General features: G+C 40.3%; 26 protein-coding genes and 1 riboswitch. Of the genes, 22 read left to right on the forward strand and 4 right to left on the reverse strand.

Features of this window, described 5'->3' with window-relative positions:
* Window positions 1-262: 262 nt before the first annotated feature.
* Both pepT and AC1DSL_RS00075 read right to left on the reverse strand, forming a co-directional pair.
* Window positions 263-1489 (reverse strand): peptidase T, encoded by a 1227-nt coding sequence (gene pepT, locus AC1DSL_RS00070; protein WP_342542264.1) that lies wholly within the window; start codon window positions 1487-1489, stop codon window positions 263-265.
* Window positions 1490-1677: 188 nt separating this feature from the next.
* Entirely contained in the window at window positions 1678-2328 is a 651-nt protein-coding gene (locus tag AC1DSL_RS00075; protein WP_342542263.1) for a glycerol-3-phosphate acyltransferase, read from the reverse strand.
* 139 nt (window positions 2329-2467) lie between these two features.
* Window positions 2468-2585: riboswitch (SAM riboswitch) on the forward strand.
* A 117-nt stretch (window positions 2586-2702) separates the two neighbouring features.
* Between AC1DSL_RS00075 and AC1DSL_RS00080 the strand changes: the two genes are divergently transcribed.
* From AC1DSL_RS00080 to AC1DSL_RS00165, 18 genes are all read left to right on the forward strand, one after another.
* Window positions 2703-3992 carry an O-acetylhomoserine aminocarboxypropyltransferase/cysteine synthase family protein gene (locus AC1DSL_RS00080; protein WP_477530762.1) on the forward strand — a complete coding sequence of 430 codons (1290 nt, stop codon included), beginning with the start codon at window positions 2703-2705 and terminating at the stop codon, window positions 3990-3992.
* A 16-nt stretch (window positions 3993-4008) separates the two neighbouring features.
* Complete coding sequence (gene metX / locus AC1DSL_RS00085) at window positions 4009-5064, forward strand: homoserine O-acetyltransferase MetX (RefSeq protein WP_477530763.1); 1056 nt, start codon at window positions 4009-4011, stop codon at window positions 5062-5064.
* Window positions 5037-6023 (forward strand): homoserine dehydrogenase, encoded by a 987-nt coding sequence (locus tag AC1DSL_RS00090; protein WP_477530764.1) that lies wholly within the window; start codon window positions 5037-5039, stop codon window positions 6021-6023. The genes metX and AC1DSL_RS00090 overlap by 28 nt, the downstream gene beginning before the upstream one ends.
* A 459-nt stretch (window positions 6024-6482) precedes the next feature.
* Window positions 6483-7277, forward strand: coding sequence for a CpaB family protein (locus AC1DSL_RS00095; protein WP_477530765.1), 795 nt, complete (start codon window positions 6483-6485; stop codon window positions 7275-7277).
* A 23-nt stretch (window positions 7278-7300) separates the two neighbouring features.
* A complete protein-coding gene (locus AC1DSL_RS00100) occupies window positions 7301-8458 on the forward strand; it encodes a CpaE/TadZ family protein (protein WP_477530766.1) in 1158 nt (385 codons plus the stop codon).
* Window positions 8459-8471: 13 nt separating this feature from the next.
* The gene (locus AC1DSL_RS00105) at window positions 8472-9818 is read left to right on the forward strand and encodes a CpaF family protein (protein WP_477530767.1); all 1347 of its coding nucleotides are present in this window, start codon (window positions 8472-8474) and stop codon (window positions 9816-9818) included.
* Window positions 9815-10741: a type II secretion system F family protein gene (locus AC1DSL_RS00110; protein WP_477530768.1), complete on the forward strand. Its 927-nt coding sequence runs from the start codon at window positions 9815-9817 to the stop codon at window positions 10739-10741. The genes AC1DSL_RS00105 and AC1DSL_RS00110 overlap by 4 nt, the downstream gene beginning before the upstream one ends.
* Window positions 10742-10745: 4 nt before the next feature.
* Window positions 10746-11678, forward strand: a complete 933-nt coding sequence (locus AC1DSL_RS00115) for a type II secretion system F family protein (RefSeq protein ID WP_477530769.1) — start codon at window positions 10746-10748, stop codon at window positions 11676-11678.
* A 29-nt stretch (window positions 11679-11707) separates the two neighbouring features.
* Window positions 11708-11917 carry a hypothetical protein gene (locus tag AC1DSL_RS00120; RefSeq protein WP_477530770.1) on the forward strand — a complete coding sequence of 70 codons (210 nt, stop codon included), beginning with the start codon at window positions 11708-11710 and terminating at the stop codon, window positions 11915-11917.
* Between the two features lie 18 nt (window positions 11918-11935).
* Window positions 11936-13327, forward strand: coding sequence for a vWA domain-containing protein (locus AC1DSL_RS00125; RefSeq protein WP_477530771.1), 1392 nt, complete (start codon window positions 11936-11938; stop codon window positions 13325-13327).
* Between the two features lie 15 nt (window positions 13328-13342).
* Window positions 13343-15001 carry a hypothetical protein gene (locus AC1DSL_RS00130; protein ID WP_477530772.1) on the forward strand — a complete coding sequence of 553 codons (1659 nt, stop codon included), beginning with the start codon at window positions 13343-13345 and terminating at the stop codon, window positions 14999-15001.
* A 333-nt stretch (window positions 15002-15334) separates the two neighbouring features.
* Complete coding sequence (locus AC1DSL_RS00135) at window positions 15335-16102, forward strand: hypothetical protein (RefSeq protein ID WP_477530773.1); 768 nt, start codon at window positions 15335-15337, stop codon at window positions 16100-16102.
* Window positions 16103-16122: 20 nt separating this feature from the next.
* Entirely contained in the window at window positions 16123-16557 is a 435-nt protein-coding gene (locus AC1DSL_RS00140) for a DUF4234 domain-containing protein (RefSeq protein WP_477530774.1), read from the forward strand.
* Between the two features lie 19 nt (window positions 16558-16576).
* Window positions 16577-17194 (forward strand): hypothetical protein, encoded by a 618-nt coding sequence (locus AC1DSL_RS00145; protein ID WP_477530775.1) that lies wholly within the window; start codon window positions 16577-16579, stop codon window positions 17192-17194.
* 139 nt (window positions 17195-17333) lie between these two features.
* Window positions 17334-17486 carry a hypothetical protein gene (locus AC1DSL_RS00150; protein WP_477530776.1) on the forward strand — a complete coding sequence of 51 codons (153 nt, stop codon included), beginning with the start codon at window positions 17334-17336 and terminating at the stop codon, window positions 17484-17486.
* 83 nt (window positions 17487-17569) lie between these two features.
* Window positions 17570-18202, forward strand: a complete 633-nt coding sequence (locus tag AC1DSL_RS00155; RefSeq protein ID WP_477530777.1) for a hypothetical protein — start codon at window positions 17570-17572, stop codon at window positions 18200-18202.
* Between the two features lie 79 nt (window positions 18203-18281).
* Entirely contained in the window at window positions 18282-18674 is a 393-nt protein-coding gene (locus AC1DSL_RS00160; protein ID WP_016428417.1) for a hypothetical protein, read from the forward strand.
* Complete coding sequence (locus AC1DSL_RS00165; protein WP_477530778.1) at window positions 18671-19315, forward strand: hypothetical protein; 645 nt, start codon at window positions 18671-18673, stop codon at window positions 19313-19315. The genes AC1DSL_RS00160 and AC1DSL_RS00165 overlap by 4 nt, the downstream gene beginning before the upstream one ends.
* Window positions 19316-19526: 211 nt before the next feature.
* On the opposite strand, the gene AC1DSL_RS00170 is transcribed toward AC1DSL_RS00165, so the two are convergent.
* Complete coding sequence (locus AC1DSL_RS00170; RefSeq protein WP_477530779.1) at window positions 19527-19757, reverse strand: helix-turn-helix domain-containing protein; 231 nt, start codon at window positions 19755-19757, stop codon at window positions 19527-19529.
* A gap of 101 nt (window positions 19758-19858) precedes the next feature.
* On the opposite strand from AC1DSL_RS00170, the gene AC1DSL_RS00175 reads away from it, so the two are divergent.
* The 3 genes from AC1DSL_RS00175 (at window position 19859) to AC1DSL_RS00185 (ending at window position 24080) form a co-directional block, all read left to right on the forward strand.
* Window positions 19859-20737, forward strand: coding sequence for an EamA family transporter (locus tag AC1DSL_RS00175; protein ID WP_477530780.1), 879 nt, complete (start codon window positions 19859-19861; stop codon window positions 20735-20737).
* A gap of 297 nt (window positions 20738-21034) precedes the next feature.
* Window positions 21035-21727 (forward strand): response regulator transcription factor, encoded by a 693-nt coding sequence (locus tag AC1DSL_RS00180; protein WP_477530781.1) that lies wholly within the window; start codon window positions 21035-21037, stop codon window positions 21725-21727.
* Between the two features lie 154 nt (window positions 21728-21881).
* Window positions 21882-24080, forward strand: a complete 2199-nt coding sequence (locus tag AC1DSL_RS00185; RefSeq protein WP_477530892.1) for a sensor histidine kinase — start codon at window positions 21882-21884, stop codon at window positions 24078-24080.
* Window positions 24081-24171: 91 nt separating this feature from the next.
* Here AC1DSL_RS00185 and AC1DSL_RS00190 read toward each other — a convergent pair whose 3' ends face one another.
* Window positions 24172-24822, reverse strand: coding sequence for a CPBP family intramembrane glutamic endopeptidase (locus AC1DSL_RS00190; protein ID WP_477530782.1), 651 nt, complete (start codon window positions 24820-24822; stop codon window positions 24172-24174).
* Between the two features lie 97 nt (window positions 24823-24919).
* On the opposite strand from AC1DSL_RS00190, the gene AC1DSL_RS00195 reads away from it, so the two are divergent.
* Window positions 24920-25942, forward strand: a complete 1023-nt coding sequence (locus AC1DSL_RS00195; protein WP_477530783.1) for a potassium channel family protein — start codon at window positions 24920-24922, stop codon at window positions 25940-25942.
* The last annotated feature ends 23 nt before the right edge of the window (window positions 25943-25965 follow it).

Consider the following 25965-nt stretch of genomic DNA (forward strand, 5'->3'; position numbering starts at 1 on the left):
AAGACATCATACCATAAAACAAAGAATTAATGAGAATGATTTTCATTAATTACTGGAAAAGTCTTTACAAAATTGTGAAGTTGTCGGTGCAGGATAAGTAATCATGACCTGCTTATGATGTTTTCTACGATTCCCATAAAATATATGCCGGATGGTGCAAAATTAGGTGACGTTTATTGGGAAATTCAATGTCATAGGAAATTCCATAAAAAAACAAGCACAGTCTGTCAGGAGGACAGTCAATGCTTGTGTTATGGCAATATTAAGCTTGTCTTTCAAACAGTTGAATCATTTCAATCATGACTTTGGTTGCTTTTTCCATGTTATCGACTGAAATGTATTCATATTTTCCATGATAGTTTTCGCCACCTGTAAAGATATTAGGTGTTGGCATGCCCATATATGATAATTGTGAACCGTCAGTACCTCCACGAATTGGGATGACTAATGGATTAATTGATAGATTCGTCATCGCTTCATGTGCAATATCGACAATTTCTTTTACAGGCTCAATTTTTTCACCCATGTTGAAATATTGATCATGCAGTTCATACGAAATTGCATTTGATCCGTATTCTGCTTTGATTTTTGAAGCAGCTTCTTCAAATAATGCTTTCTTCGCTTCGAATTTTTCACGGTCAAAGTCACGTACGATATAAGACAATTTGGCTTCTTCTACATGCCCGTTGAAATTCATCAAGTGGATGAATCCTTCATGTCCTTCAGTCTTCTCAGGCACTTCATCTGCAGGCATATAAGATTGGAACTTCATGGCGATGGTCAGAGCGTTCACCATTTTGTTTTTAGCTGAACCTGGATGAACGCTTGTCCCACGTGTGATAACTTTAGCACCAGCTGCATTGAAACTTTCAAATTGAAGTTCTCCAAGAGGTCCGCCATCCATTGTATAAGCATACTTGGCATCAAATTTTTCAACATCAAATTTATGTGGCCCACGCCCAATTTCTTCGTCTGGAGTAAAGGCAACACGAAGTTTGCCGTGTTTAATGTCTGGATTATTAATTAGAAACTCCATAGCTGTCATAATTTCAGCAATTCCTGCTTTGTTGTCGGCACCTAGTAAAGTCGTGCCATCTGTTGTTATTAAAGTGTGCCCGATATAATTATTAAGCTCTGGGAAATCGTCAGGAGACATAACGGTTTCTTCGTTTAATCGGATGTCGCCACCTTCATAGCAATCGATACGCTGAGGGTTTACATTCTTACCTGTATAATCAGTTGCTGTGTCGACGTGAGCTAAAAAGCCGATTGTTGGCAATTCACGTTCTGAATTTGCAGGCAAAGTGGCAAATAAATAACCATTGTCATCAAGTGAAATGTCTTCCATTCCGATTGAAGCCAATTCTTTTTCTAGTTCGTGCAATAAGTCCCACTGACCTGGTGTAGATGGACAAGTGGTGCTTTCAGCATCTGATTGTGTATCAATTTTGGCATAACGTACAAGGCGTTCGATTAATGTTTCTTGCATGGTTTCATCTCCCTTAGAAAAGTTGGTTCGGAGTCGGGCAGATATTGACCGACATGATGCGGGCCAGTAGTCTTTACCCCTTACCTCAGTTTAGCACTTTCATTCGGTTCACGGAATAATGATTGTTCTGGCCGAATGAAATTTTAACGACTTTTTAGTAAATTCGGAATAAAAAATAGATTCCCCAATTAATTGGAGTGAGTCACTTTTTTCTTTTTGATAACCGAAGAAACTCGTGGTTCCATCCCGGATCTCAAACGGTGTATATTCTCGCGATGCTTCCATAACGCAAGTAAGAAGAGTGCGGTGGTTATGACAATTGGCATAGTACTTTCTGTAATCAAAAAGGCTAAAATGATATATGTAATATATAAGAACAGTACACCGATTAATAAGTAATCTGTCACCAATGAAACGACAATCAGCAAGATAAGTCCAACCAATCCGATTCTCCAATCCAGTACTAACATCACTCCAATAACAGATGCCGTTCCTTTACCACCATCAAAATGCATCTGAAATGGATAATTGTGACCTATTACGACAGATGCCCCCACAAGAAATAATAGGACCCATTGATACTCCAAGGAAAGATCAGTAGATTCGAATATAAGACGCAAAAGGACGATTGCAAGTATTCCTTTACCAATATCAACAAATGCAACGAGTGCCCCGTATTTCCAGCCTAATACAATAGTGGCATTGGATGCCCCCGCATTCTTTACTCCCTGTTCCTTTACATTCACCCCAGAAAGCCGTTGCGCCACATTTGAACCGTGGAGACAGCCAATTAAATAACCTGATAGTAAGGTGATTAGCACCCATAATGCAAGATTCATATTCCCAACCCCTTTTTTTCACTAACTCTTTAAACGTTTGAGTGTTGGCAGAAGTTTCAAAAAATTATATAAATAATTCTTGACTATTTATGGATATTAAACATATACTGATTCTCAAGATGGAAAACTAAATCAAATACTCTTATCTAGAGTGGCGGAGGGACTAGGCCCTGCGATGCCCGGCAACCGGCAAGTGATTAACTTGCAAAGGTGCTAATTCCTACAGATTTCTTTAGTGGAGATCTGAAAGATAAGAGGAGGATCACGCACTTGTGAGCCCCTCTTCTTAAGCGAAGACGGGGCTTTTTTCTGTTCATAAAACTCCTCTTTCGCCTCCACACTTCCATCTAAAACACAATCCAGGAGGGAAAACAATGACAAATCTTCAACCGGAAACTCTACTTTTACACGGAGGTCAGCAGCCGGACCCAATCACGGGTTCCCGTGCAGTGCCAATCTACAAAACAACTTCTTTTGTTTTCAGAGATACGGAACATGCCCAAAACTTATTCGCCTTGCAGGAAACTGGACACATTTATTCACGCATCGGCAACCCGACTGTGGACGTATTTGAACAGCGAATCGCGTTATTGGAAGGTGGCACAGCAGCGGTAGCCCTATCGAGTGGCATGGCTGCGATAGCCTTCTCCATTCTGAATGTAGCAGGAGCCGGTGATGAAATCGTCGCTGCTGGCAATTTGTATGGTGGGACCTACAATCTATTTGCCAATACACTTCCACGGTATGGAATCACGGTGAAGTTTGTAGATTCCACCGATCCTGAGAATTTCCGCGGGGCCATTACCGATAAAACGAAAGCCATTTTCGGGGAAATCATCGGAAACCCAAGCCTTCATGTTTTGGACGTAGAAGCTGTAGCTGACATTGCACACGAGAACGGAATTCCGTTGATTATCGATAATACGTTTGCAACGCCATACGGAAGCAACCCTATCGAATTCGGTGCGGATGTAGTCGTTCATTCAGCTACGAAATGGATTGGGGGACACGGTACGTCAATCGGCGGTGTCGTTGTGGATGCAGGTAAGTTTGATTGGAACAGCGAGAAGTTTCCTGGCTTTACGGAACCGGATACGAGCTACCATGGCCTTCGTTACGGGATTGATGTCCCCCAAGTGGCTTTCGCGATTAAACTGCGGGTCCAGCTACTGCGTGACTTCGGTCCATGCCTAAGCCCGGATAATGCATTCGCTTTTTTGCAAGGTCTTGAAACATTGCATCTCCGCGTACCGAAACATAATGAAAATGCAATTGCAGTCGCACAATACTTAGCAAATCATCCGGCAGTAGAATGGGTAAGTTTCAATGGTTTCGAATCTCATCCATCTCATCAATTGGCAAACAAGTACTTAAAGAATGGATACGGCTCGATTGTGAATTTTGGCATTAAAGGAGGTCGGAAAGCAGGACGAAAACTTATCGACCATGTCCAAATCTGGTCGCATGTGGCTAATGTAGGGGATGCAAAATCGCTCATTATCCATCCTGCTTCAACAACCCATCAACAGTTAAGCAGTGAAGAGTTGAAGCAATCGGGTGTAACGGAAGAGTTGATTCGTCTATCAGTAGGATTGGAATCTGTGAAAGACCTGGTAGCCGATTTGGGGAAAGCAATAGAACATGCCACCGTCGTAACGGTTTAATGTGGAGGTGAATTTAATGGCAACAGGAAGTGTGACAATCGGGAATTTTCAACTAGAGTCTGGAGAATGGCTTGAGCATGTTGAACTTTCATATGAAACTCTTGGTCCTTCAGAAGCACCAGTTGTTTTGGTTTGTCATGCGTTAACTGGCAATCAATATGCCGTTGGATCAAAGGAATCACCGGGCTGGTGGAGCGGGTTAATTGGACCGGGAAAGAATATTGATACCGACTCTTTTCGAGTTATTACACTGAATGTCCTTGGAGGATGCTCGGGTACGACGGGGCCGTTGACCATCAATCCCTCTACAGGCAATCCATATCGATCATCCTTTCCGACAATTACAATTCGTGATATGGTGCATGCGGAAAAAAAGGCATTACTAGCTTTGGGTATTAATCGGCTTCATGCGGTAGTTGGTGGGTCACTTGGTGGCATGCGTGTTTTGGAGTGGGGATTACTTTATCCAAAAGATATGGATATTCTTATTCCTTTAGCAGTTACCCCTTATCTAAGTGACACAGGTATTGCTTTTAACTACATTGGAATCCATGCAATTGAGACGGATGCGAATTATCTCAATGGAAACTATACCTGTTCCTCGGAGATCAAGGGGTTTGAAACGGCTCGAATGGCGGGGCTGGTTACTTATCGTAGTGAACAATTACATAAGAACCGTTTTGCCAGAAAGACCAGAAGCGATGGATTGTTCGAAATCGAATCCTATATGAAATATCAAGGGGTAAAACTGGCTAACCGTTTTGATGCGAATAGCTACCTTACCTTGTTAAGAGCAATGAATACCCATGATATCGGAAGGGATAGAGGGGGTATAGAAATTGCGGCAAAGCAATTTGAAGCAAAAGTGATTACCATAGCATTCACATATGATTTACTATATCCACCTGAGGACATTTGCTCTTTTGCGCATCTCGTTCCTAATCATCATTTCTGTATGGTCAACACAAGATTCGGTCATGATGGCTTTCTGACTGAATTTGAGACATGGGGAGATATATTATCTGTTCACTTGGGGGTAAAGTCATGGCGACGATTCAAGCAGCAATCTTAGGTTTTGGCACAGTTGGTCAAGGTATTTACCAAATACTTAATGAGAAAAAGGATCAATTAAAAGAATCACTTGGATTAGATATAGACATCAAAGCAATTCTGATAAGAGATAAGACAAAAAGTCGCATGGCAGCTCCAGATGTATTGTTCACTGACAACTTTGATGAAATTGAAGCTATCCCAGATCTTCAAATTGTTTTTGAAGCCATTGTGGGAGAAGACCCTGCTTACGATTATTTATGTAAGGCCATTCAAAAAGGTTGTCATGTCATTACGGCTAATAAAGTCATGTTCTCAAAGCGTGGCTTGGAGTTACAGGAACTTGCAAATAGGCAAGGTGTCCATGTGGGATATGAAGCAACTACAGCTGGCGGTGTTCCCATAATTTCAACTTTGAAAAATATTCTTCTAGTAAATCAGGTTCAAAGAATTCAAGGGATATTAAATGGAACATCAAATTACATCTTAACTCAAATGAGGGTGCAAGAAAGCAGTTTTCAGGATGCTTTGGAGGAAGCAAAGTTACTGGGGTACGCAGAGGCAGATCCTTTCAATGACATTTCAGGTCAAGACGCATTTCGAAAGCTTATGATATTGAGTAATTTAGCATTCGGTAAACAACCAAAGTGGAATGATGTATCGATTGAAGGAATAGCAGATATCACTCTTGAACAAGTACTGGGGGCTGCAAGGGAAGGTTTGCGTTTCAGACATGTGGCAGAAATTGTCGAAAAGGTAGATGGATCCTTACATGCGAGTGTTGGTCCAAGATTGGTAGGCCCAGAGCATCCTTTGTATGCAATTGAGGGAGTAAATAACGCAATTGCGCTTGAAACGGATTACATGGGAACTTTAACTTTAGTGGGCCCGGGAGCAGGTAAATTCCCGACTGCAAGTGCCATGGTGAAAGATTATGCAGAAATTATCGGCAAACGGACTCAAATTTTAGTCACCATATAAGAAAATCGAACCGCTACATTCTCTCCAAATGGAGAAATGAAGCGGTTTTTCTATTGGGGAAAATAACGTACTTATTATATAGAAGGAATACATTCAAAACACTTGATTTTAAGTATCTTGAAGTCGAGGTTATTGGAATTACATGGAAAAAATAAAGAATCATTATACCCTCTAATTGTAAAAAAAAGGTTTATTAAAGGTAAAATAGTTGTGATTTAAAAGTATATCAAATTTAACGAATCGCATTATATCAACGTTTTGGTGATTAGGTAAAAATAAATATCGTGAAATAGGTTTATTTACACGGTACAAGGGAACTACGAAAAGGTATTGGGAATATTATCCAACTTTGACATTACGGGAAAGTAAATGGTAAATAATATATGACTATTGAGGTATTCAATGAAGGATTATACCTAAAAGTATAAAAGAAACCATTTTGAAAAGAGGGATTAATGAATGTTAGAGGCAAAAAGGCGTGCGGCTGTATTCTTTATTTTGGCCTTTATTTTAGCGGCCGCCACTGGGTATATGGTCCTTCAGAAAGTTAAAGACTTAAATTCCGAATTAGGAGCAATGACAAAAATTTATGTGGCTAATGGAGAGATTCTTTCTCGAGAAGTAATTCAGGAAAGCCAAGTAACCGTTATGGAAATTCCAAATAAGTTTGTAGTTAAAGATTCTCATATTACATCGTTCGAAGAACTGCAGTACCAAGTTTCCGTCCTGCCTCTCAAGGAAGGGGATATCATCACCAAAAGCATGATCAAACCAGCTACAACACTTCAAAATGAAAATAATCGGTTGGTCAGCTTAAATAGCTCAGAAAAAATTCAATTTGACCAAGTAATCGAAACTCTAGATCGAGTGGATATTGTTGTATCGACTGATAATAATGGCGACCACAAAACGACCATGTTCATGAAAGATGTGGTAGTAAGATGGGCGTTAGGTAATAAAGATGGCATGAGAGGGATTTCAGTCGAAGTGACAGCTGAACAAGCACCTAAACTAATACATATGCAAAATTATGCTGATCATATTCGAATATTAAAAGCTAATGTTGGTCAAAATAGCCTGCCTCTAGAAGAAACTGAAGAACAAGCAGCGCAGGAGGATGCAGCCGCACAGCCAAAGTCGGAAGCTAAACCAGCAACTCCTCCAGCAACGAAGCCTGCACCTACACAACCAAAAGATAATACAAAAAAAGAAACACCGAAAGCAGCAGGAACGACTTCAGGTAGCGGACAGTAAGGTAAAGAAGAGAGGCTGACAAGATGGAATCACATATAAATATTTTGATTGTTAGTGAATGGGAGCAAAGCACGGCGCAACTAAAAATAATCGCTGAAAGTTTTTCAAAAAGCGTAACTACGGTTAATTATCCAGAAGCCATTCGCGAAATGAATCGGGAAACGCGAGATATTGTGATTGTTTCTCAATTTGAAACGGAAGCTTCTGTGGAATTGGTTCAATCGATTCGAATGGTTAACCCGGCATGTCTGCTATTGTTTGTCGCCAATGAATCTGACTTTTCATTGCTCCGTTCAATCATTCGTTCAGGAGCGGATGAGTTCTTCGTATTCCCTGATGAAGCCAGTTTATTTGCCAGCCGTTTCCCGACAATCGTAAAAAACTATGAAGTTAAGAAGAATTCGATGGAAGAAGCCGCTGTAACCTATGGGAGGAATCGGGGGAAGATTTTTTCTTTCTATAGTGGAAAAGGTGGAAGTGGCCGTACATTGATTGCTTCTTCAGTTGCTCAAACTTTAAAGCTTGAGTCAACGGCGGAAGTGATTTTGATCGATTTGAACACTCAGTACGGTGGAATCGAAAACGTCTTTTCTATTGAATCAAACCGTTCGCTGGCCGACTTAATGCCAGTAGTTGAGGAATTAAATGAAAGTCATATCCGGAATGTTTCGGAAACGCAGGAAGATTCCAAGCTGGAAATTCTCATTAGCCCTTGTGACGCGGAAATTGCGGAATCAATTGATGAAGAGTTTATTGCCAAATTGATTCGTACATGCCGACGTTCATTTGATTACGTGTTAATTGATTTGCCAAGTCATATGAATACACAGGTTGTTACAGCATTAGAAGAGTCAGACAAAGTATTTTATATATTAGCTCCTGAAACTTCAGCACTTAAAACGTTGAAGCAGTTCGAGACACTGAGCACAAGGCTCGGCATTTCATTGGCAAATCGCATGGAAATTGTGCTGAATGAACTGGCCAAAGAAAACGAAGTCCAGCAAAGTGATTTGAAAAATGTACTACGTTTTCCGGTTGCTGCTTCCATTCGCAGGGACATTAAAGGGTTACAACCCTATATCAATAAAGGCATGCCCGTCAGAAAAGTGCAGAAAGAGCGTAAATTAATCCCATTTGCCAAAGATATTCGAAAGTTTGCACGAGATGTATTAAAGCAATAGGAGGTGAAGAGGGATGAGCTCACTGTTTGAAAAGAGAAAAGAGAAGCTTGTGCAGAAAAAGCCAACCTCTTACGAATATGAAAACCACCTCGTCGATGAATTAGTCGAACATTATAAGGCACGTTTATTGCGCGACACAAACTTAGAAGCTCTAACGCAGTTGTCTTCAGGAGAAATGCGTTTACGCATCGAACAATATGTTTCTACTTTCATGTCCGAAGAGAAAGTGATTATTTCAAGGCATGATAAAGAACTGTTAATTACTAGAATTCTAGACGAATCAGTAGGTTTTGGACCGCTCGAACCTCTCATTAATGATCCCGAAGTTACGGAGATTCTAATCAATGGATATCAGGAAGTTTATGTAGAAAGAAAAGGAAAGCTTCAGGAAGTACAAATTGCCTTTAGGAATGATGAGCATGTTCGGCACATTGTGGACCGAATTGTTGCACCACTCGGCAGACGAATCGACGAAAGCTCACCAATGGTAGATGCCAGATTGCCAGACGGCAGTCGTGTAAATGCAGTTATTTCACCAATCAGTTTATCAGGCACACTGGTTTCCATCCGGAAATTCCGAGCAGAACCATTTAAAGTGGAGGATTTACTGCAGTTTAATTCCATGAGCAAAGATATGGCAACGTTTCTAGACGGGATTGTCAGAGCCAAAATGAACACACTTATCAGTGGAGGTACAGGATCTGGTAAAACAACCTTGTTGAATGTAATCGCAACATCCATTCCTCACGGAGAACGGGTCATTACGATAGAGGATTCGGCAGAGCTTCGACTCGACCGACCTAACGTTGTTGGAATGGAAGCCAGACCAGCGAACGTTGAAGGAAAAGGCGAAGTCAGCATCCGAAACTTGGTACGAAATGCGCTACGTATGAGGCCAGACCGTATCATTGTTGGGGAAGTTCGAAGTGGCGAAGCATTTGATATGCTCCAAGCGATGAACACCGGGCACGAAGGGTCAATCACAACTGTCCATGCCAATACTGCGGACGATGCATTGCGCCGAGTGGAAGCGATGGTCATCATGGCAGGAATGGATTTACCTTCTACTATTATTCGAGAATACATTGTCGGAGCTTTAGACATCATTATTCAGGCAACACGACTGACAGATGGAACTCGGAAAATCGTTTCGATTTCTGAAGTGCAAAAAAATGATGGCAAACATCGGATTGTTGAAATCTTTAAGTTTCAAAGGACCGGTTTAACGAAGGATGGAGAGGTCGAAGGACATTTTACTCCGACTGGTGAAATCCCCCAATGTTTAAATCGAATCCGTGTCTTTGGAATTGACATGGATGAATCGTTATTCGAGCCAGTGAAACGAGGTGTAGTCGTATGACCGAAGGCTTACTGGCGATGCTGACCATTCTCGTGCTCATCGTAGGTTTTTATTTCTATCTTGGCTATCGAAAAGAAAAACGAGAGTGGCGTAAAGAAGTCCAACAGTTTTATCGAGATGGAGAACGTCGTAAAAGTGTGTTGGTTGTCATTGGAGCTAAGTACGATCAAACCGAGTCGGCAAAAGCGCTAGAACAAAAGCTGATAGATGCAAATATTGGCTTCACGCCATCAGAATTTTTGGGAGCGTTAATAGTTTCATATATGGGATTAATTATTGGTCTGCAAAACTTTTTCAATCTGAACCTGCTTGCTAGTTTGTTCGTTGCCCTGTTACTCGTAGAGGGAGGGCGCCGTGTATTGTTCATGGTGCGTAAAAATAAGAAGAAACAATTGTTGGTCGAACAGCTTCCAGAAATTTGCCGTATCCTGGCTAATGCTACACGATCTGGTATGACGCTAAATCAAGGAATTCAACTTGTAGCGCAAGAAATAGCAGAACCAGCAAAATCAGAGTTTAAAAGATTGGCGCATGAATTATCTCTTGGAATAGACTTCGGTGCAGCGATACGCAGCATGGAAAAACGAGTGGATGATAAAGAATTTCAATTGTTCACAGCTACTATGCTTATCCAGAAGAAAGCCGGCGGAAATTTGTATGCTGTTCTGGATGAAATGAGTCAGACACTGGATGAACGTAAGTTATTGAAACAGGAAATCAAAACGATGACTGCAGAACAACGTTATATTTCCTACATAGTTCCGGTCATTCCGATATTTCTAGTACTGATGATGAACAACATTATCGATGGTTTTTTGGATCCCTTATTTACCGGACTGGGATTCATCCTATTTGCTTTCTTCTTGACCGGTACAATTCTAACATTCGTGATTGTCCGTAAAATCACCAATATAAGGGTGTGATGAAATGGATGGAATTATTGCTTTATCTGTACTGTTGTCAATAATTTTTGTTGGAATTGCCCTTCGCTCATTATATGTGTACTGGCGTGAACGAAAAGCATTGAAAGAACAAGTAGAAGAATCCCTTTTTATTTACGATACCTTCCATCGGAAAATCACACGTAAAGAGAAACTGGTTGCCAAGATGTTCAAATTTGCTGATGATTTCGCAGATTTGGGCCAACGCATTAATTTCTTCAGTGAAAATGAGGAAGTTAAAAAGTGGTTGATACAGGCTGGATATCCTTATGAACTGACAGTTGAACGCTTTCAAGGATTGAAAATCTTTTTAATGATTGTTGGATTCTTTGCAGGCGGAATATCTCTCATTCTACTACTGCCCTTTTCACAATTTATGATTATCCTGTTGCCGATTTTTGGCTATATGAGTGCGATTATGTGGATTCGCTCCAAAGCGAAAAATCGCCAGGAGGAAATTTCGTATCAGTTACCGGATTTTCTGGATACGATGAGCGTTACTTTGCAGGCTGGGGTCGCGATGGATCAAGCAATTCGTGACATTGTTCCGTATTTTGAAGGACCAGTGAAAGAGGAATTCGGACGATTCATTCAGGAAATCAGCGTTGGTGTACCGCGAGCGGAAGCCTATCGGACGTTACTTGTCCGTAATGATTCAAAAGAGTTTCAAATATTGATAAAGTCCTTGATTCAAGGCGAGCGATTGGGTGTACCAATTGCAGATACTTTCAAACAACAAGCCGAAGAAATGCGAAAGTTGAAGAAAGAGATGATTAAAGAGAAGGCGGCGAAGGCTTCACCAAAAGTAACACTCGTTACGACGTTTCTCATATTGCCATCTGCACTCGTATTGATCGGCGGCTTGATGATGATAAATATGTTCAACCAAAACAAAGGTATTTTTGATTTATTCCAATAAAAACACACACTCAAAGGAGAGAAAACAAAATGAAAAACTTATTAATGAACGCATGGATGAATATCGTAGAACCGGTGAAAAACGAAAAAGGTGCACAATCACTTGAATGGTTGGGGCTAGCAGCATTATTGATTTTAGTATTAGGGATTATTTCAACTGCTGTAGGAGAACAACAAGGCGCCATATCGGGTCTGATTGGAAAAATTATTAATAAAATCAGCACTATGGTCGGAAACTAATTGATTTGGAGGAAACTCATGCGTTTTAAAAACTTATTAATTTTATGTTGTCTTGGTCTATTCCTTTCAGCATGTACAGATGAAAAAGATGCTGGTAAAGGAATAGTACCAGGTGAAAAAATAACAAGCGATAAATCAGTAGGTGCAGAAAAGCCATCAGAAACAACCGATAGTCAAAAGAAAAAAGAAGAGGTAGAAGTAAAGCCTCTTCCTACAACTTTAGATGAATTAGCAAATTTGCCAGTAGGATATACTGGCCCCTTTCTCTCATCTTTAAACGAAGAGGATCGGAAAAAGCTTGATGAATTAACAAAGGATTTGCCTGATATTTCAAATGAACCAAGTCAGGAAGAACTGGACAATTATTATAGTGAAATTCTTGCTGTATTTCAGGAGGATTTCAAAGGTCCTGAAGATATCATTGAGGAATTGAAGTTTCAATCACTGGGAAGTCCTGACGTGGAAGATCCACGTATGCAGTTCAAAGAGAATTTGAATGTAATGGTCATTCTTGATGCTTCAGGAAGTATGGGTAAAGAGGCAGGGGGACAGACGCAAATGGATGCTGCAAAATCTGCTATCACCAATTTTGTGAGTGGACTCCCTGAAAATGCGAATGTTGGATTGCGTATCTACGGTCAAGAAGGTACAGGAAACAAAGCAGACAAAGAGCTTTCATGTAATAGTAGTGAACTTATTTATCCAATTGGGAAATATAATCAGGCTGGATTCGATCAGGCATTGGCAAAAGCTAAACCTGCAGGATGGACACCCATTCAGCTTGCTTTGAATGAAGCCCAAAAGGATTTGGCTTCTTATACAGGTGATAAGAATACCAATATTGTTTACTTAGTGAGTGATGGAGTTTCTACATGTGACGATGACCCTATAGAAGCTGCGAAAAAATTATATGATTCGAATATCACTCCAATCGTCAATGTAATAGGATTTAATGTTGATCATGAAGGGCAAAAGCAATTAAAGTCAATTGCCGACGTAACTCAAGGAACATATCAGGATGTCCAAAATGCCGCAGGGCTTCAAGAGGAACTTGATCAAGCTTCAAAGGTCGCTGAAAAGTGGAAACAATGGAAGACGTCAACTGAAGGTAATCTTGGTTATGAAAGAACAAATAACTCATTGGATATATTCGTTTACCATTCAAAGGAATTCGGTAAATATGTCGATGAAGGTCAACTAGTAGGCTTTACACTTACTTATTTGTTCCAGGATGAAGATAAGATGTCGCAGGAAAGCCACGATTATTTGAAAGAGAAAAATAATAATTACCATATTTGGATTGAAGAGGAATATGACAAATTACGGGATGAGTTAAAAGCGATGAACGAGATGAATTATTCTGAGGCTATCAAGGCATTAGAGGAAACATATCTATCAAATACTCCATAAACAGGAGGCGCATGAATGAATAAAAGTATCTGTAAAAAGTTTTTTGCCATAAGCATGATTGCATTCATTTTGTTTTGGACTGCCGGGCCGTCGATTATGTTGGCTTCGTTCATTTCGCCAGGAACACCAATAAATCCAGGTTCTCCTATAACAGGCGGAAGCCCAATTACAGGTGGTCAGTTTATTGCGCCTGGTGAAGTTAATGGACCCGGCGAGGCAATTGCGCCTGGACAAGCGGTTCAAGGTGGTAATTCATCCGTATCTGGACAACCAATTATTTCGGGTCAACCAAGTTCGAATGGTTCCTTCATTACGCCAAATTTTATACCGAATCCATATAATGGCTGGCTGCAAACGGGAACTCCGATTACTGGGGGACAAGGACCTTCAGGTGGCGATGGTTCATCTACAGGCGGTGGCCAAGGTGGCACTGGTGGAACCGGACCGGGTGGAACATTGCCTGGCGGAGGCCAAAGTGGCACTGGACCTGGTGGAATATTGCCAGGCGGAGGCCAAGGTGGCACTGGTGGAACCGGACCGGGCGGAACATTGCCAGGCGGAAGCCAAGGTGGCACTGGTGGGACCGGACCGGGCGGAACATTGCCAGGCGGAGGCCAAGGTGGCACTGGTGGGACCGGACCGGGCGGAACATTGCCAGGCGGAGGCCAGGGTGGCACTGGTGGAACCGGGCCGGGCGGAACATTGCCAGGCGGAGGCCAGGGTGGCACTGGTGGAACCGGGCCGGGCGGAACATCGCCTGGCGGAGGCCAAGGTGGCACTTCGGGAACTGGTGGAGGCTCTGAAGGCACAGCTTCAAATGGCGAGCCTGACCGCGGAATATTTGGTGCCATCGCAAGTACAACAGATAACGTGAAAAAATATGTGTTAGAGTTTGGTGATACGGTTTTACAAGGTGCTTCTGCACAATATGCCGGATATACCATTAGTCAATTAGAATCAGGAAATTATAAAGTTACGGGTCAGAGCAATATCAATAACAAATTCTTTAACCATTATTATGATAAGTTCAAGAAATATACGATGGATGGTCGAAATGCTTATTTGCCGACCAATGGAGCAAATCCGAGACCACATCGAGTTAATACTTTTTTAGATGGCAAAAAAATTGCAGATATCACTTCACCTAAAACGTTTATAAACTCGGCTTGGAATAGTGCCAAGAACAGCTTGAATACCGATTTTAATGTATTTTCGAAAAGCTTCTATGGTAAAGCGAATTTGATGAAATTGAATGGACCCGTTAATTTGGCGCTGAGTTCATTCAATAGCATCTATGATTATTCAGAAGGCGAAAAATCGGCAATTGGCCTGGTGTCGACTGATTTTGCAGCTGATCTAACAACTGATGTAGCAATTGGCGTCGGAACCACTGCCTTATCCACTATAGGGGCCAGTATGGCAGCGGGTGCGATAGGTGGCTCGGTAGTTCCGGGATTAGGTACCATTGTTGGGGCAGCAGCCGGTTTGTTAGTAGGTTTGACTGTCACATTACTGTTGGAAACGGGTCCTGGTAAAGCAGTGAAAAAAGCTGTCAGAGATGGCGTTAAATTCGTTTATGATGGCGCAGTAAGTGGCGTCAAAGCTGCAGGAAAAGGAATAGCAGATGGAGCGAAAGGTCTGTTTGACGGTGCTAAGAGTCTATTTGGCTTTTAACTGAAGAGAGGGTTGCAAGTAGGGTGGTAACCCTCTCTTATTTTTCACCAAAATTATTGAGAGTGGTGATTATATGTTCAGTATGAGGAAATTAATGCAGGCAATTGGAGCCAGTATTCTGATCACGGTCTTAGTTTCTTTCATAATCGGGTTTTTTAATATTCCATCTTTTAATGGCTATATCGTTTTCCAAATGATATTGACATACGGTTCACTGGGATACTTTTCAGTAAAGTGGAACCCTAAAACCCCTTATACCGCAGCATTCCTGGGGGCAACAATTGTTTCAATTCTCAGCACCCTCACCTCGTATTTTTTACTGAATGTCTTGGTATGGTGGGATCCAGCTGGAATTGGGCGGAGCATGACTTGGGCAGTCCTTCTGACATTGTTGGTAGCAATCATTACGGTGTATATGAAGCAACGGAAGGCAGGGACATTAGTATGATTGGTGAAGCGTTCAAAATCTACAGTCGTAACTGGTTTCCTATTCTAATGTGGTGTTTCATCATCATAGCACCCATTACTGTTTTCAGTTATTTGGGGATTGTCTATGTATATAGCAATGACATTTTGCATAATGAGTCTTTTCTCGCAGGGTGGCTGCTAATGCTGAATTTCATTTTATGCATCCCTCCTTTTTTAAAAATGGTCAAAAAAGATGGAATGGATGAAACGATAAAAGTTACGGAAGGTTTGTTTTTCTTTGCCAAACGATTCGGTGTGATTTTACTCGTCGCAACAATTGTTTATTCTTTGGGATTGATGGGCATGTATTTATTATTCATACCAACCGTGGTTGCCATATTATTTTTGATCATTTTTCCGTTTTTCGTGGAATCACTGAGTGTCTGGGAGACTATTAAACAGACTTTAAGGAAAATGAGAGATGAGAACCTTTCGATTATTGGTGATGTCTTAGTGATCGCTGGTTTGAACATTGTTTTGTGGACCAGTTTGATGATGTTTCTGGAAAGTTATGAAACGAATGTTTTGGCATTTTTAATCATACGTGTCACTCTTAATGTATTGATTCTTCCTATTTTGTACATATATTTGTCTTTGAGGTATAGAAGCGATGATTTCGCTTTGGATATTTAGTTGAGGAAGGAGTCACATAGATGGTCAGCAAAGTTGAAAAAAAAGCACCTGAAAAGAACATCAAAAAGATAAATGTGTTTTTAATGGTGATTTTGTCTTTCATCACAATGGGAACATATATTGGCTATTGGTTTGTAAAAAGAAGCAAGGATATAGAAAGATTAGAACTTAATCACCACGTGTCATTTGGAACTTGGAAATTATTCACTGGCCTCTCTTTAGTCTTGTTACTTATTCAATTATTTGGTGGCATGATTTTAAGCGAAGTCGGATTACTGACTATCGATTCTTTAAATATGATGTTTTCATTTCTATTTGTTGGTATATTGTATTATTCCATATTTAGAATTAAAGAAGTAATCGAAGAAAACTCAGAAATTGAATTTAATAAATATGCTCTATTTTTTATGCATATCTACTATTTACAATACAAATTAAATCGAACATCCCTTTAAAACTGGTGTTCTAGAAGAGGTGTTACTATTGGAAACCAAAAAAATGGCTACAAAGAGCGTTTCATTTTCTAACAACCGTATTTTCATAACGTTTGCACTGTTTCTTCTGCTGGGCTTACCAGCAAGTTTCATTCCTGAAGAAACATATCTAAAATGGTTATTGATCAATTTCATCATTGCTGTGCTTTTGACAGTAGTGAATTACATGATTTGGACGAAACAGAAGAATGATAGCAAAAGGTATTTCTCACTTCACTCTTTTGTGATGATGCTCGGTTTGGCATTTTACGCGACATCTCCAATATTAAGATTGATCTATCCTTCCATGTATTTTTGGATTCTTTTAGGTGGATTGATTTTGTACACTGTTTTCTTAGTATCAAAGTATGACGCAATTGCTGGAGGGCTTTTAAATCCTCGGAAAAAAGGGTTCAAATTATTGGTTTTCTCCTTTTTTGCCATCGTTTTTGTAGCGGGAAGTAGCATATGGGGTTATATGCTAGCGTCAGATGCCGCACCGGTCAATGAAGTGGCCATTATCATGTTTTTCTTGGGACTCTTCCTATTGATGGTAGCTCCGTCAATGCTTGTAACACCAAAGCGTGCCGAAGAATTGAAAGCGCCACAACATAATTGAGGTACAGTGAAACGTTGTTAAACTTAGTATGTGCCTAATCGGAAGCAATTGCAGAAGGTCTATTAAATCCAAGATTAAAGGGTTTCAAGATGTTGATTTTTACATATTTTGCAATTTCTTTTTCGCTGGAAGCGTATTATTGGCCTATATGTTGGCAACAGAAGCAGTACCATGGGGTGGAGTGGCAATTATTACTTTCTTCATTGGTCTATTTTTTATAATGGTATCTCCTGCCATGTTGATTACACCTGAAAGAGCGATTGAGTTAAGAGGTAGAGAAATTAAATCCTGACGGCAATTCATTCCAACGAAGAATTCAAGACCACCTCTTATGATTGAAGAATACAGTTAACAAGTGATTGGAGAGATTGCATTTTGCCGAAGCCATCCATTTTTGTTTTTTTACTGCTTCCATTGATATCTGCACTGATCTCACTGGGGATTCCCATTTATAAGTCCGAGTATATGATATTAACAACCATCATTTACTTGGGGTATGCATTGTTACTCTTCATCGTTAAAGCAATGTTCTCATCTAAGGGGAAAATGGATTTTCCTAAATTTGCAGGATATGCAATGTTTACTGCTTTCTCATTTTTCTTTATTATGCCTTTGATTAAAATATTTGATGGCGAAATTGGCATTCAATTGCTCTTGATCGTGATTTGGCTCGTGCTCCATATAATCTTTTTTGTCAAAGTCGAGACGTTCTACAAGATTGTTTTACCGACGGCTGGTGAACAAAAATCAAAATGGACGATTATCTACTATCTAGTTTTCCTTGTACTTGCTCTAATTTCAGGTGGAGGAAACTTCGTGGTAACGCGAATTATGACAGAAAGTTATGGACAGGAACCAATCATGAATTATTTTTCATATGTCCTATATATCATCGGTTGTTGGCTTGGAACACTTGCAGCCGTTATGAGCATTAGAATGCAAGGGAAGTTGCCGAAAGGTCGAATTGAACGAATAGTACAAAAGGGAAAATTAGTGCGCAATAAATAATCATTGAATTGATGAATACATAGTAATGTTGACCTCATAAAAAATGAATTGTGCAATATTTGAAGATAGAGGTGATCCCATGATGGGCTTACGAACATTAAAAAATGAAAAAGGTGCATTGAGTATCGAATTTCTAGGAATTCTCCCTTTCTATTTCATTTTTTTCTTATTGCTTTGGCAAGTGGTAGCTTCCGGTTATGCAGTCATGAGTTTGAAGTCTGCCGCAAATGATGGAGCGTCGGTTTACGCTATGACTGGAGATGCGGTAGAAGCTCAAAGTGCTGTCATGCAATCCATTGGCGGTAGTGCACTTTTGGCCAGTCCCAATGTATCCATTAACCCACAAGGAAACGGTGCTTTCACATTAACAATCAGCGCCCAGCACCCTCTTGTCTTTATTCCAGCTGAATGGAAGAAAGAGACCGCGGTCTCATTGAACTCGAAAGCAGCTGGCAAGGTGTTTGTCCCATGAAGTATTTAAGCAATGAAAGAGGAAACTCTGCCTTTTATATTATCTGGCTCTTAGGTATTTCCGCTGTCATTTTTGTCATTGTCATCAATATTGCGAAAGTATATGTGGTCAAACAACAAGCTTCAACTGCCACACAACAAGCAGCATTTGCGGGAACCATCGTTTTTTTGGAAGTTACCCAAAAAGGGATCGAGAATTTTGACAGTGACCTGATCAAATCCACCGCTCAAAAAAAGGAAGATGGGAAATCCATTCAAGATCAAATTGATAAAAAAGTGGATGAATTGGTCTCTCAAGATGTAGATTTACAGCAAGCGTACATTAAAGCATACAATGAAGTACTTCCTGGAAAATTAAGAAAACATCCTCAATTTGAAATGGAAATGAAAGAGACGTTTAGAGATTCTGGGCTTCGCGGGAAATTACTTAGTGCAGTTCAATCAACCATCACGGCCAATGAAGCGAATGCAGATGACGTCGAAGTGCTGCTGTCCGATACAAAATGGCGTGTGGAAGTAACAGCAGATGCTACATATAAGACGATAACGGACGGAACCTATCTCCAGTCATTTACTTCGGATATTAAACAAAAAGGAGTCGGCCCGTCACTTAAATATTTGGAATATATACCTTTCGAATGAATCAGTCCTGGAACAATCCTTTAGGACTGATTTTTGTGTATCAACATCTCTCTGATTCAGCACCTGAAAGTTGAGGCTTTCTAGACTGAGGTAGACCCTACATGAATCCTTCGGTATGCAATAAAAATCCAAGCAATCTATAAAACAGATTGCTTGGATTTTCTTTATGATTTACAGATTTTCATATTTTTCGCCTGGTAAAATTACGAGGTTAGTCTTCATCTTTAACATCAATATCTTCAGGAATGGGAGTGTTTCGCCATTCGTCGATTTGCCGTTTAACGTCTTCCACTTGTTCTAGGTGTCGATCAAATTGTGTTTTATTTATTAAATACTGCTCGCCATCATGAACAGATTTAATTCGTCCTTCCAATACGTACCGGCGTACTTGCTGTTCAGGCATGCTCAAAAATTCAGCTGTTTCTTCTATTGTTAAATACATAGAGCAACACTCCTTTTTCTACAGTATAGTTGACGGTATGCTGTATCTCAATATGTATAAAATATGGTAAAGTACAGTCAACAACTACTTGAGGTGACGATATGAAAACTGTGATCCCTTACTTCCTTGTGCTATTAGCTGCTGTGTTATGGGGCACAACTGGAACTGCTCAAACCTATTTGCCACAAAGTGCCCAGCCTTTGACGATTGGTGCGTCACGCTTAGCAATTGGTGGATTTTCGTTATTACTAATAATGATTGTGATGAAAAAAATTAATTTCAAAACCTGGCCATGGCTGATCACTTTAATATGTGCATTGTGCATGGCATTGTTCCAACCTTTATTTTTTACCTCCGTACGAGTGACAGGTATTGCTATCGGGACTGTTGTCGCTATTGGAAGTGCACCTATTTTTTCTGGTTTGATAGAATGGTTGTTTCTTAAAATGAAGCCATCTCGCGCTTGGGTATTGGCCACAACCCTTTCAGTCATTGGATGCAGTCTTTTGTTTCTGAACAAAGACGCACTTACTGTTAATCCACGGGGTGTAACTTTGTCTCTAATTGCTGGATTTGTTTTTGCCATTTATACAATCGTCAGTAAAGCATTACTTTCTAAAGTAGAAGCCATTCCGGCAGTTGCCATGACATTTTCATTGAGCGCTTTGATGTTGATGCCTTTCTTGTTCATTTTCGACAGTTCTTGGGTGTCGGAACCATCGAATATTTGGACGATATTATACTTAGGATTTATGACGACCAGTGTTGCGTACATACTGTATTTATTGGGTCTCCAGAAAGTCCCTTCGTCTTCAGCAGTAACGTTATCTTTAGGGGAACCGTTGACTGCAGCAGTTTTGAGTGTCTTTATCGTAGGGGAAGTATTAAGCCCCGTTTCATGGGTTGGCGTTTTACTATTGCTCGGAGGAATTATTGTTCTTACGTTCAGTGGAAGAAAACGAGCAAAGTATATTAGGTAAATGAAAGTGTCTCTTTAACCAGAGGCACTTTTTTAGTGTTTTATTTGGGAATATATGGGCTAAACGGAATAAAAGGTTGTTGATGCCGAGTAAATCTAGATTGATGCCCATTAATATGCATTTGAAGCGGATTAAATCTCAGTTGATGCCGATTAAATAGCATATAAAGCCAAATAAAATCAAACGAAAGAAAATCCACGATGTTTTCTTAAGAAATTCTTCATTTTTATCCTCATAGTTTGTTAAGAATTGGCAGATATAATTGGTATCATAAGAAGTAGAGATGAGGTGCAACGGATGACACAATTTACGGTTCTTGTAACGGATGATGACCAGGATATTCGGGATGGAATTGAGATTTACCTGAAAAATGAAGGGTACAGCGTATTGAAAGCAGCAGATGGGCTGGAAGCATTGACGCTGCTTGAAAAGAATGAAATTCATTTAATCATTCTCGATATTATGATGCCAAATATGGACGGCATACAAGCAACATTCAAAATTCGCTCAGAGCGCAACATTCCGATCATTATGCTGAGTGCCAAAGCGGAAGACTCAGATAAAATTCACGGATTATCTGTGGGGGCAGACGACTATGTAACGAAGCCATTTCATCCGATGGAACTAATGGCTCGTGTGAAATCACAGTTGCGTCGATACGTCCATCTCGGTACGTTCAAGGAACAGAATGCCACAGTGGCAATCGGTGGACTTGCACTGGATATGGAAGCTAAATTAGTGACGCTCGATGGGGAAACCGTCAAATTGACTCCAATCGAATACAAAATTACCGAATTGCTGATGACCAATGCCGGTCGAGTGTTTTCTATCGGGGAAATTTATGAGCGTGTCTGGAACGAACCCGCGTACAATGCCGAAAATATCGTTGCTGTACACATTAGAAAAATTCGGGAAAAAATTGAAACGAATCCGAAAAATCCGCGATATGTAAAGGTGGTGTGGGGCATTGGCTACAAGATCGAAAAGTAAGGTATCCCATTGGTTATCCATTGTAGCTGTCGCATTAGCCATGCTCAGTCTCATGTATTGTTATTCCTTTGTTGCTCAACTAATAGATGACAACTTTTCCTCGAATAGGATGTTTGTGCAATTGACCCGCATGTTAAAAGGAGGCGTCTAAGTGATGAAAAGAACAACATGGCTTTTTTATGGACTTGTCAGCCTAACAATATTGGCGATTATTACATTTACTTCACACGGTCAAAAATACTTGGGTAAAGATTTTAAAGAATCCGATCATTTTCACATGATTGTTGAGTCCCAAATGAATGAAGTCTATCCAACATTAATCAACAGGTTTGACGTGAAAAAAGAAATTAAGAATCTTGAAGTGACTGAAAATGAAATTGAAGAATACCGTACGTATTACGGTTCCCAAATGGATCAAATCCGTGACGTTCGTTATCAATACGAAGGTTTAATTGAGGAAGCGACATCATTGTCGGAAGAGGAAATGATGTCGGAATTAGTGAGTGAGCGAGATGAGAAAATCGCAGAAATCCGCAAAAACTTTGCCGATGATGAAGTGGTGCGAACTAAAATCATGGAAGCGAAAAAGCAGGCATTGGAAGAATATGATCGAAAGATCTCCAACTCACTCCCGCTTATGAAGGCACTGCAACGGCAAATGGCCTATGAACTGACCAATTTGGAAACAGGTGAACACTACTCTTTTGGTGATGTCAAAGACGCAGATACAATTAAGAAAGAATACAGTTCAAAAACCGGTTTTCTTCGTCTTTCAAATGTGAATCAAAATTATATGAATGTGGAAGATGGGGAATTGAAATCTTTATCGATCTTTTACATTATGAATATGATCGAAGACCAGGACAGCCAGTTTTCCGGAACAGTCGCTATACCAAAAACGACTAATCTAGCTTCTGAGCATATGCAGGGTCTGACCAACTTCAATCAAAACAAAGCCTACTTTTACTCTCTTTGGATGTTGGGGCTGATCGCACTTGGAGGAGCCATATGGTTATTTAGCAAAAGGAAGGCCGAAGTACTTTCTTCCCCAACACATCTTTTCATTCGGGAACGAAAATTGGAGATTCGCTTATTGTTAATCTTCATTCCGTTGGTTTTAGCCTTTGCTTTCTCAACGATAGTTTCGGATCAATTGAGCTATTACGAGTATTATTATTCCAATCTTAGATTTGCTGCATATGCAGGCATGATGGTGTTGTTATTCGTTGTCTTCCTGACGTTGACACTCATTCAGGCAGTGTGGTTGTTTAAAGATAGCAGGAAAAATGGAATTAGAACGATGTGGGAAAAAAGCATCCTTAAAAAATGGGTTTTGACAATCCAGGACTTGTTCCTTAACCGTCGACTGGGTACTCAGATTCTTTTGATTTTGTTGGTGGTCTTCTTGGCGGGATTAGGTCTTGCGGGTATCTTTGTTGTTCCAGAGTTGCTGATTATATATGTACCACTATTTATGTTTGTTTTGATGCCTTCGTTGTATTTATTGTTGAAGCGAGTCGCTGCTTACAATAAACTCGCATTAGCGACTGAACAAATGGCAAAAGGACATCAAATTGCAGATATACGCATTGGTGGGAAATCAGTTATGGCCAAACATGCCAAACATTTGAACATGCTTCGTGAAGGCGTGAGGACGTCGCAATCAGAGCAAGCGAAAAGTGAAAGGTTAAAAACCGAACTGATTACAAACGTCAGCCATGATTTGCGAACACCTCTGACATCGATTATTACCTATACGGATTTACTGAAAAAAGTGGATTTAACAGATGAAGAACGTCTATCGTACGTCGCGATTTTAGATCGTAAATCTCAGAGATTGAAAACATTGATAGAGGACTTGTTCGAAGTTTCTAAAATGGCTAGTGGCAATGTGGAGCTTCATAAGCAACGAGTGGATTTAACCCAGTTGATGCAACAAGCTCTTGCAGAACACGAAGAAGACATTCAAGCGGCAGGCCATGATTTCCGCGTAACTGCGCCAGAAAATCCTCTACACGCTTTTGTTGACGGACAGAAATGGTGGAGATTGCTGGATAATTTGATTGTGAATGCCCTCAAGTATACGTTGCCCGGCACACGCGTATATGTGACATTAAAACAAGTAGATGGCTATGCACAATTTGTTGTGAAAAACGTGACTAAATATGAACTTGGTGAAAATGTGGATGAATTGTTTGAACGCTTCAAACGAGCCGATACTTCCCGTCACACGGAAGGATCCGGACTTGGATTGGCTATTGCGCAGTCTATTGTCGATTTACACGGAGGCTCAATGCGAATTGAAGTCGATGGGGATTTATTCAAGGTCACTGTATCTATAAAAACTGATTAACGAAACGTGAGGGATTTGATTCCCTCACGTTTTTTTATTGAAAAGTTCGCGGGAAGTGAGCATATTCCCTTTTTTTATAAGATAGCAGAGTCTAATTGAAATAAAACATATAAATACCGATAAGCAATACACCTATATCCGCAAATATATGAATGATCCAAGAAGGATAAATGGTCCCGCTTTTTTCATTAATCCATTGGAATATCAGACCACCAATAAAGAGACCGGCTACTGCCAAGATTAAAATTGGCCAATCGAACCACGGCAGGAAAATCGCAATGTGGTAAATAGCGAAAAAGAGGCTCGGCAGGAACCACTTCAACTTGGAATCTCTTAATAAATCCACAAGTATGCCGCGAAAGAAAAATTCCTCCAAAAAAGAATTGCCTAACAATATGTAAACTGCGACAAAAGGAAATACTGAAGCTGTTACTCCAACCCGAGTTTCTAAGTCTATTTGTAACGCAACCAAGTCGATTGAATCATTTAACAACATGAATGCACTTAAGACAGTACCTGCAACCACTATCCCTAATCCGAATGCCAGATAAATACTCTTTTTTTGTGTTTTTCTTATTTGAAGAAATTCAAATTTATATCCTCTTAATAAAAGTACAGGGAATACTACGAAAACCATTACTTTTGCAAGTGTTTTCCATACATAGGATACTTCAAGTCCTTGTTCAATCCACAGTAGAAAGAAGATAGATATCAAGGAAAAGATAACAGTCCACTTTTTCATATAATTTCCACCTCACTAAATGGACGAAATTCGTGTTAAAAGGTTTGCGAGAGGGTAAAAGTATAGGCAATAACAATAAAAATGAGCAGGTGAATTAATGAATACATCCAAATGGATGGACTTACGAATTCGTTTCCGACATATACTTTTTGCCATAATCGGCTTGATTGTATTAATCGCTGTGGCAACAGCCGGCTTCATGGCATTGGAAAACCTCAAATTATTCGATGCTTTTTATTTGACCATCATTTCTCTGATGACGGTGGGTTATGGAGACATTGTTCCCGAGACAAAAGCAGGGCAAAAGTTTGCTTTATTACTGATTCCCCTTGGTGTGGCTTTTGTCACTTACGCAATGGGGGCTGTCGCTTCTTATTTCATTGAACATCAACTTTCAGTAAAGGTGTGGAATAAACGAATGGAACATGCTATTAAAAGTTTGGAAGATCATATCGTCGTATGCGGGTTGGGTCGAGTGGGAAGACAGGTTTACGAGCAGTTAAAAGAAGAGGATGTCCCAGTCGTCTATATTCATGACTCCGAAGAAGAAATATTGGACTATTTGGCGGATGGAACACTTCGCATTGTTGGAAGTCCGTTGCAGGAAAATATCCTGAAAGAAGCTAATGTGGCAAAAGCACGAGGCTTGATTGCGACGTTACCGAGTGATTCAGACAATGTGTTTATCACCATCAAGGCTAAAGCTTTAAATGAAAAGATTGAAGTAGTTGCTCGCGCAGAAAATGCAGGCTCCGAAGAAGTATTATTGCGTGCTGGTGCCAGTCGAGTAATAAACCCTTCTACTATTGGTGGCCGGGAATTGGTGAGTTCTGTATTGCGCCCAGAAAGTACAGATTTAGTCAATTTACTCATTCATACAAAAGAAAAGAAACAATCATTGGAAGAAGTGACGCTTGAGGAAGCGTGTACTTACATTGGAAAATCCCTGAAAGATTCTGCGATTCGAAACGAGATGGGCGTGACGGTTTTGGCCATCCGCCGAGGTGAAGAACTCATAAGCAACCCATCGGCTGATGAAGTATTGGAAAAACAGGATGTACTGATTATTTACGGGGAGAAAGATGCGAGTGAAGCGTTTAAAAAGAAATGCAAAGGGTAAATGAAGATTGTCATGAAAGACAA

The organism is Paenisporosarcina sp. P4_D4 (assembly GCF_056401835.1).

Bases quoted from the DNA above. Each gene is read 5' to 3' on its own strand.
- pepT (WP_342542264.1), bottom strand. From the start codon at position 1,489: ATGCAAGAAACATTAATCGAACGCCTTGTACGTTATGCCAAAATTGAT.
- AC1DSL_RS00075 (WP_342542263.1), bottom strand. From the start codon at position 2,328: ATGAATCTTGCATTATGGGTGCTAATCACCTTACTATCAGGTTATTTA.
- AC1DSL_RS00080 (WP_477530762.1), top strand. From the start codon at position 2,703: ATGACAAATCTTCAACCGGAAACTCTACTTTTACACGGAGGTCAGCAG.
- metX (WP_477530763.1), top strand. From the start codon at position 4,009: ATGGCAACAGGAAGTGTGACAATCGGGAATTTTCAACTAGAGTCTGGA.
- AC1DSL_RS00090 (WP_477530764.1), top strand. From the start codon at position 5,037: ATGGCGACGATTCAAGCAGCAATCTTAGGTTTTGGCACAGTTGGTCAA.
- AC1DSL_RS00095 (WP_477530765.1), top strand. From the start codon at position 6,483: ATGTTAGAGGCAAAAAGGCGTGCGGCTGTATTCTTTATTTTGGCCTTT.
- AC1DSL_RS00100 (WP_477530766.1), top strand. From the start codon at position 7,301: ATGGAATCACATATAAATATTTTGATTGTTAGTGAATGGGAGCAAAGC.
- AC1DSL_RS00105 (WP_477530767.1), top strand. From the start codon at position 8,472: ATGAGCTCACTGTTTGAAAAGAGAAAAGAGAAGCTTGTGCAGAAAAAG.
- AC1DSL_RS00110 (WP_477530768.1), top strand. From the start codon at position 9,815: ATGACCGAAGGCTTACTGGCGATGCTGACCATTCTCGTGCTCATCGTA.
- AC1DSL_RS00115 (WP_477530769.1), top strand. From the start codon at position 10,746: ATGGATGGAATTATTGCTTTATCTGTACTGTTGTCAATAATTTTTGTT.
- AC1DSL_RS00120 (WP_477530770.1), top strand. From the start codon at position 11,708: ATGAAAAACTTATTAATGAACGCATGGATGAATATCGTAGAACCGGTG.
- AC1DSL_RS00125 (WP_477530771.1), top strand. From the start codon at position 11,936: ATGCGTTTTAAAAACTTATTAATTTTATGTTGTCTTGGTCTATTCCTT.
- AC1DSL_RS00130 (WP_477530772.1), top strand. From the start codon at position 13,343: ATGAATAAAAGTATCTGTAAAAAGTTTTTTGCCATAAGCATGATTGCA.
- AC1DSL_RS00135 (WP_477530773.1), top strand. From the start codon at position 15,335: ATGGTGGGATCCAGCTGGAATTGGGCGGAGCATGACTTGGGCAGTCCT.
- AC1DSL_RS00140 (WP_477530774.1), top strand. From the start codon at position 16,123: ATGGTCAGCAAAGTTGAAAAAAAAGCACCTGAAAAGAACATCAAAAAG.
- AC1DSL_RS00160 (WP_016428417.1), top strand. From the start codon at position 18,282: ATGATGGGCTTACGAACATTAAAAAATGAAAAAGGTGCATTGAGTATC.
- AC1DSL_RS00165 (WP_477530778.1), top strand. From the start codon at position 18,671: ATGAAGTATTTAAGCAATGAAAGAGGAAACTCTGCCTTTTATATTATC.
- AC1DSL_RS00170 (WP_477530779.1), bottom strand. From the start codon at position 19,757: ATGTATTTAACAATAGAAGAAACAGCTGAATTTTTGAGCATGCCTGAA.
- AC1DSL_RS00175 (WP_477530780.1), top strand. From the start codon at position 19,859: ATGAAAACTGTGATCCCTTACTTCCTTGTGCTATTAGCTGCTGTGTTA.
- AC1DSL_RS00180 (WP_477530781.1), top strand. From the start codon at position 21,035: ATGACACAATTTACGGTTCTTGTAACGGATGATGACCAGGATATTCGG.
- AC1DSL_RS00185 (WP_477530892.1), top strand. From the start codon at position 21,882: ATGAAAAGAACAACATGGCTTTTTTATGGACTTGTCAGCCTAACAATA.
- AC1DSL_RS00190 (WP_477530782.1), bottom strand. From the start codon at position 24,822: ATGAAAAAGTGGACTGTTATCTTTTCCTTGATATCTATCTTCTTTCTA.
- AC1DSL_RS00195 (WP_477530783.1), top strand. From the start codon at position 24,920: ATGAATACATCCAAATGGATGGACTTACGAATTCGTTTCCGACATATA.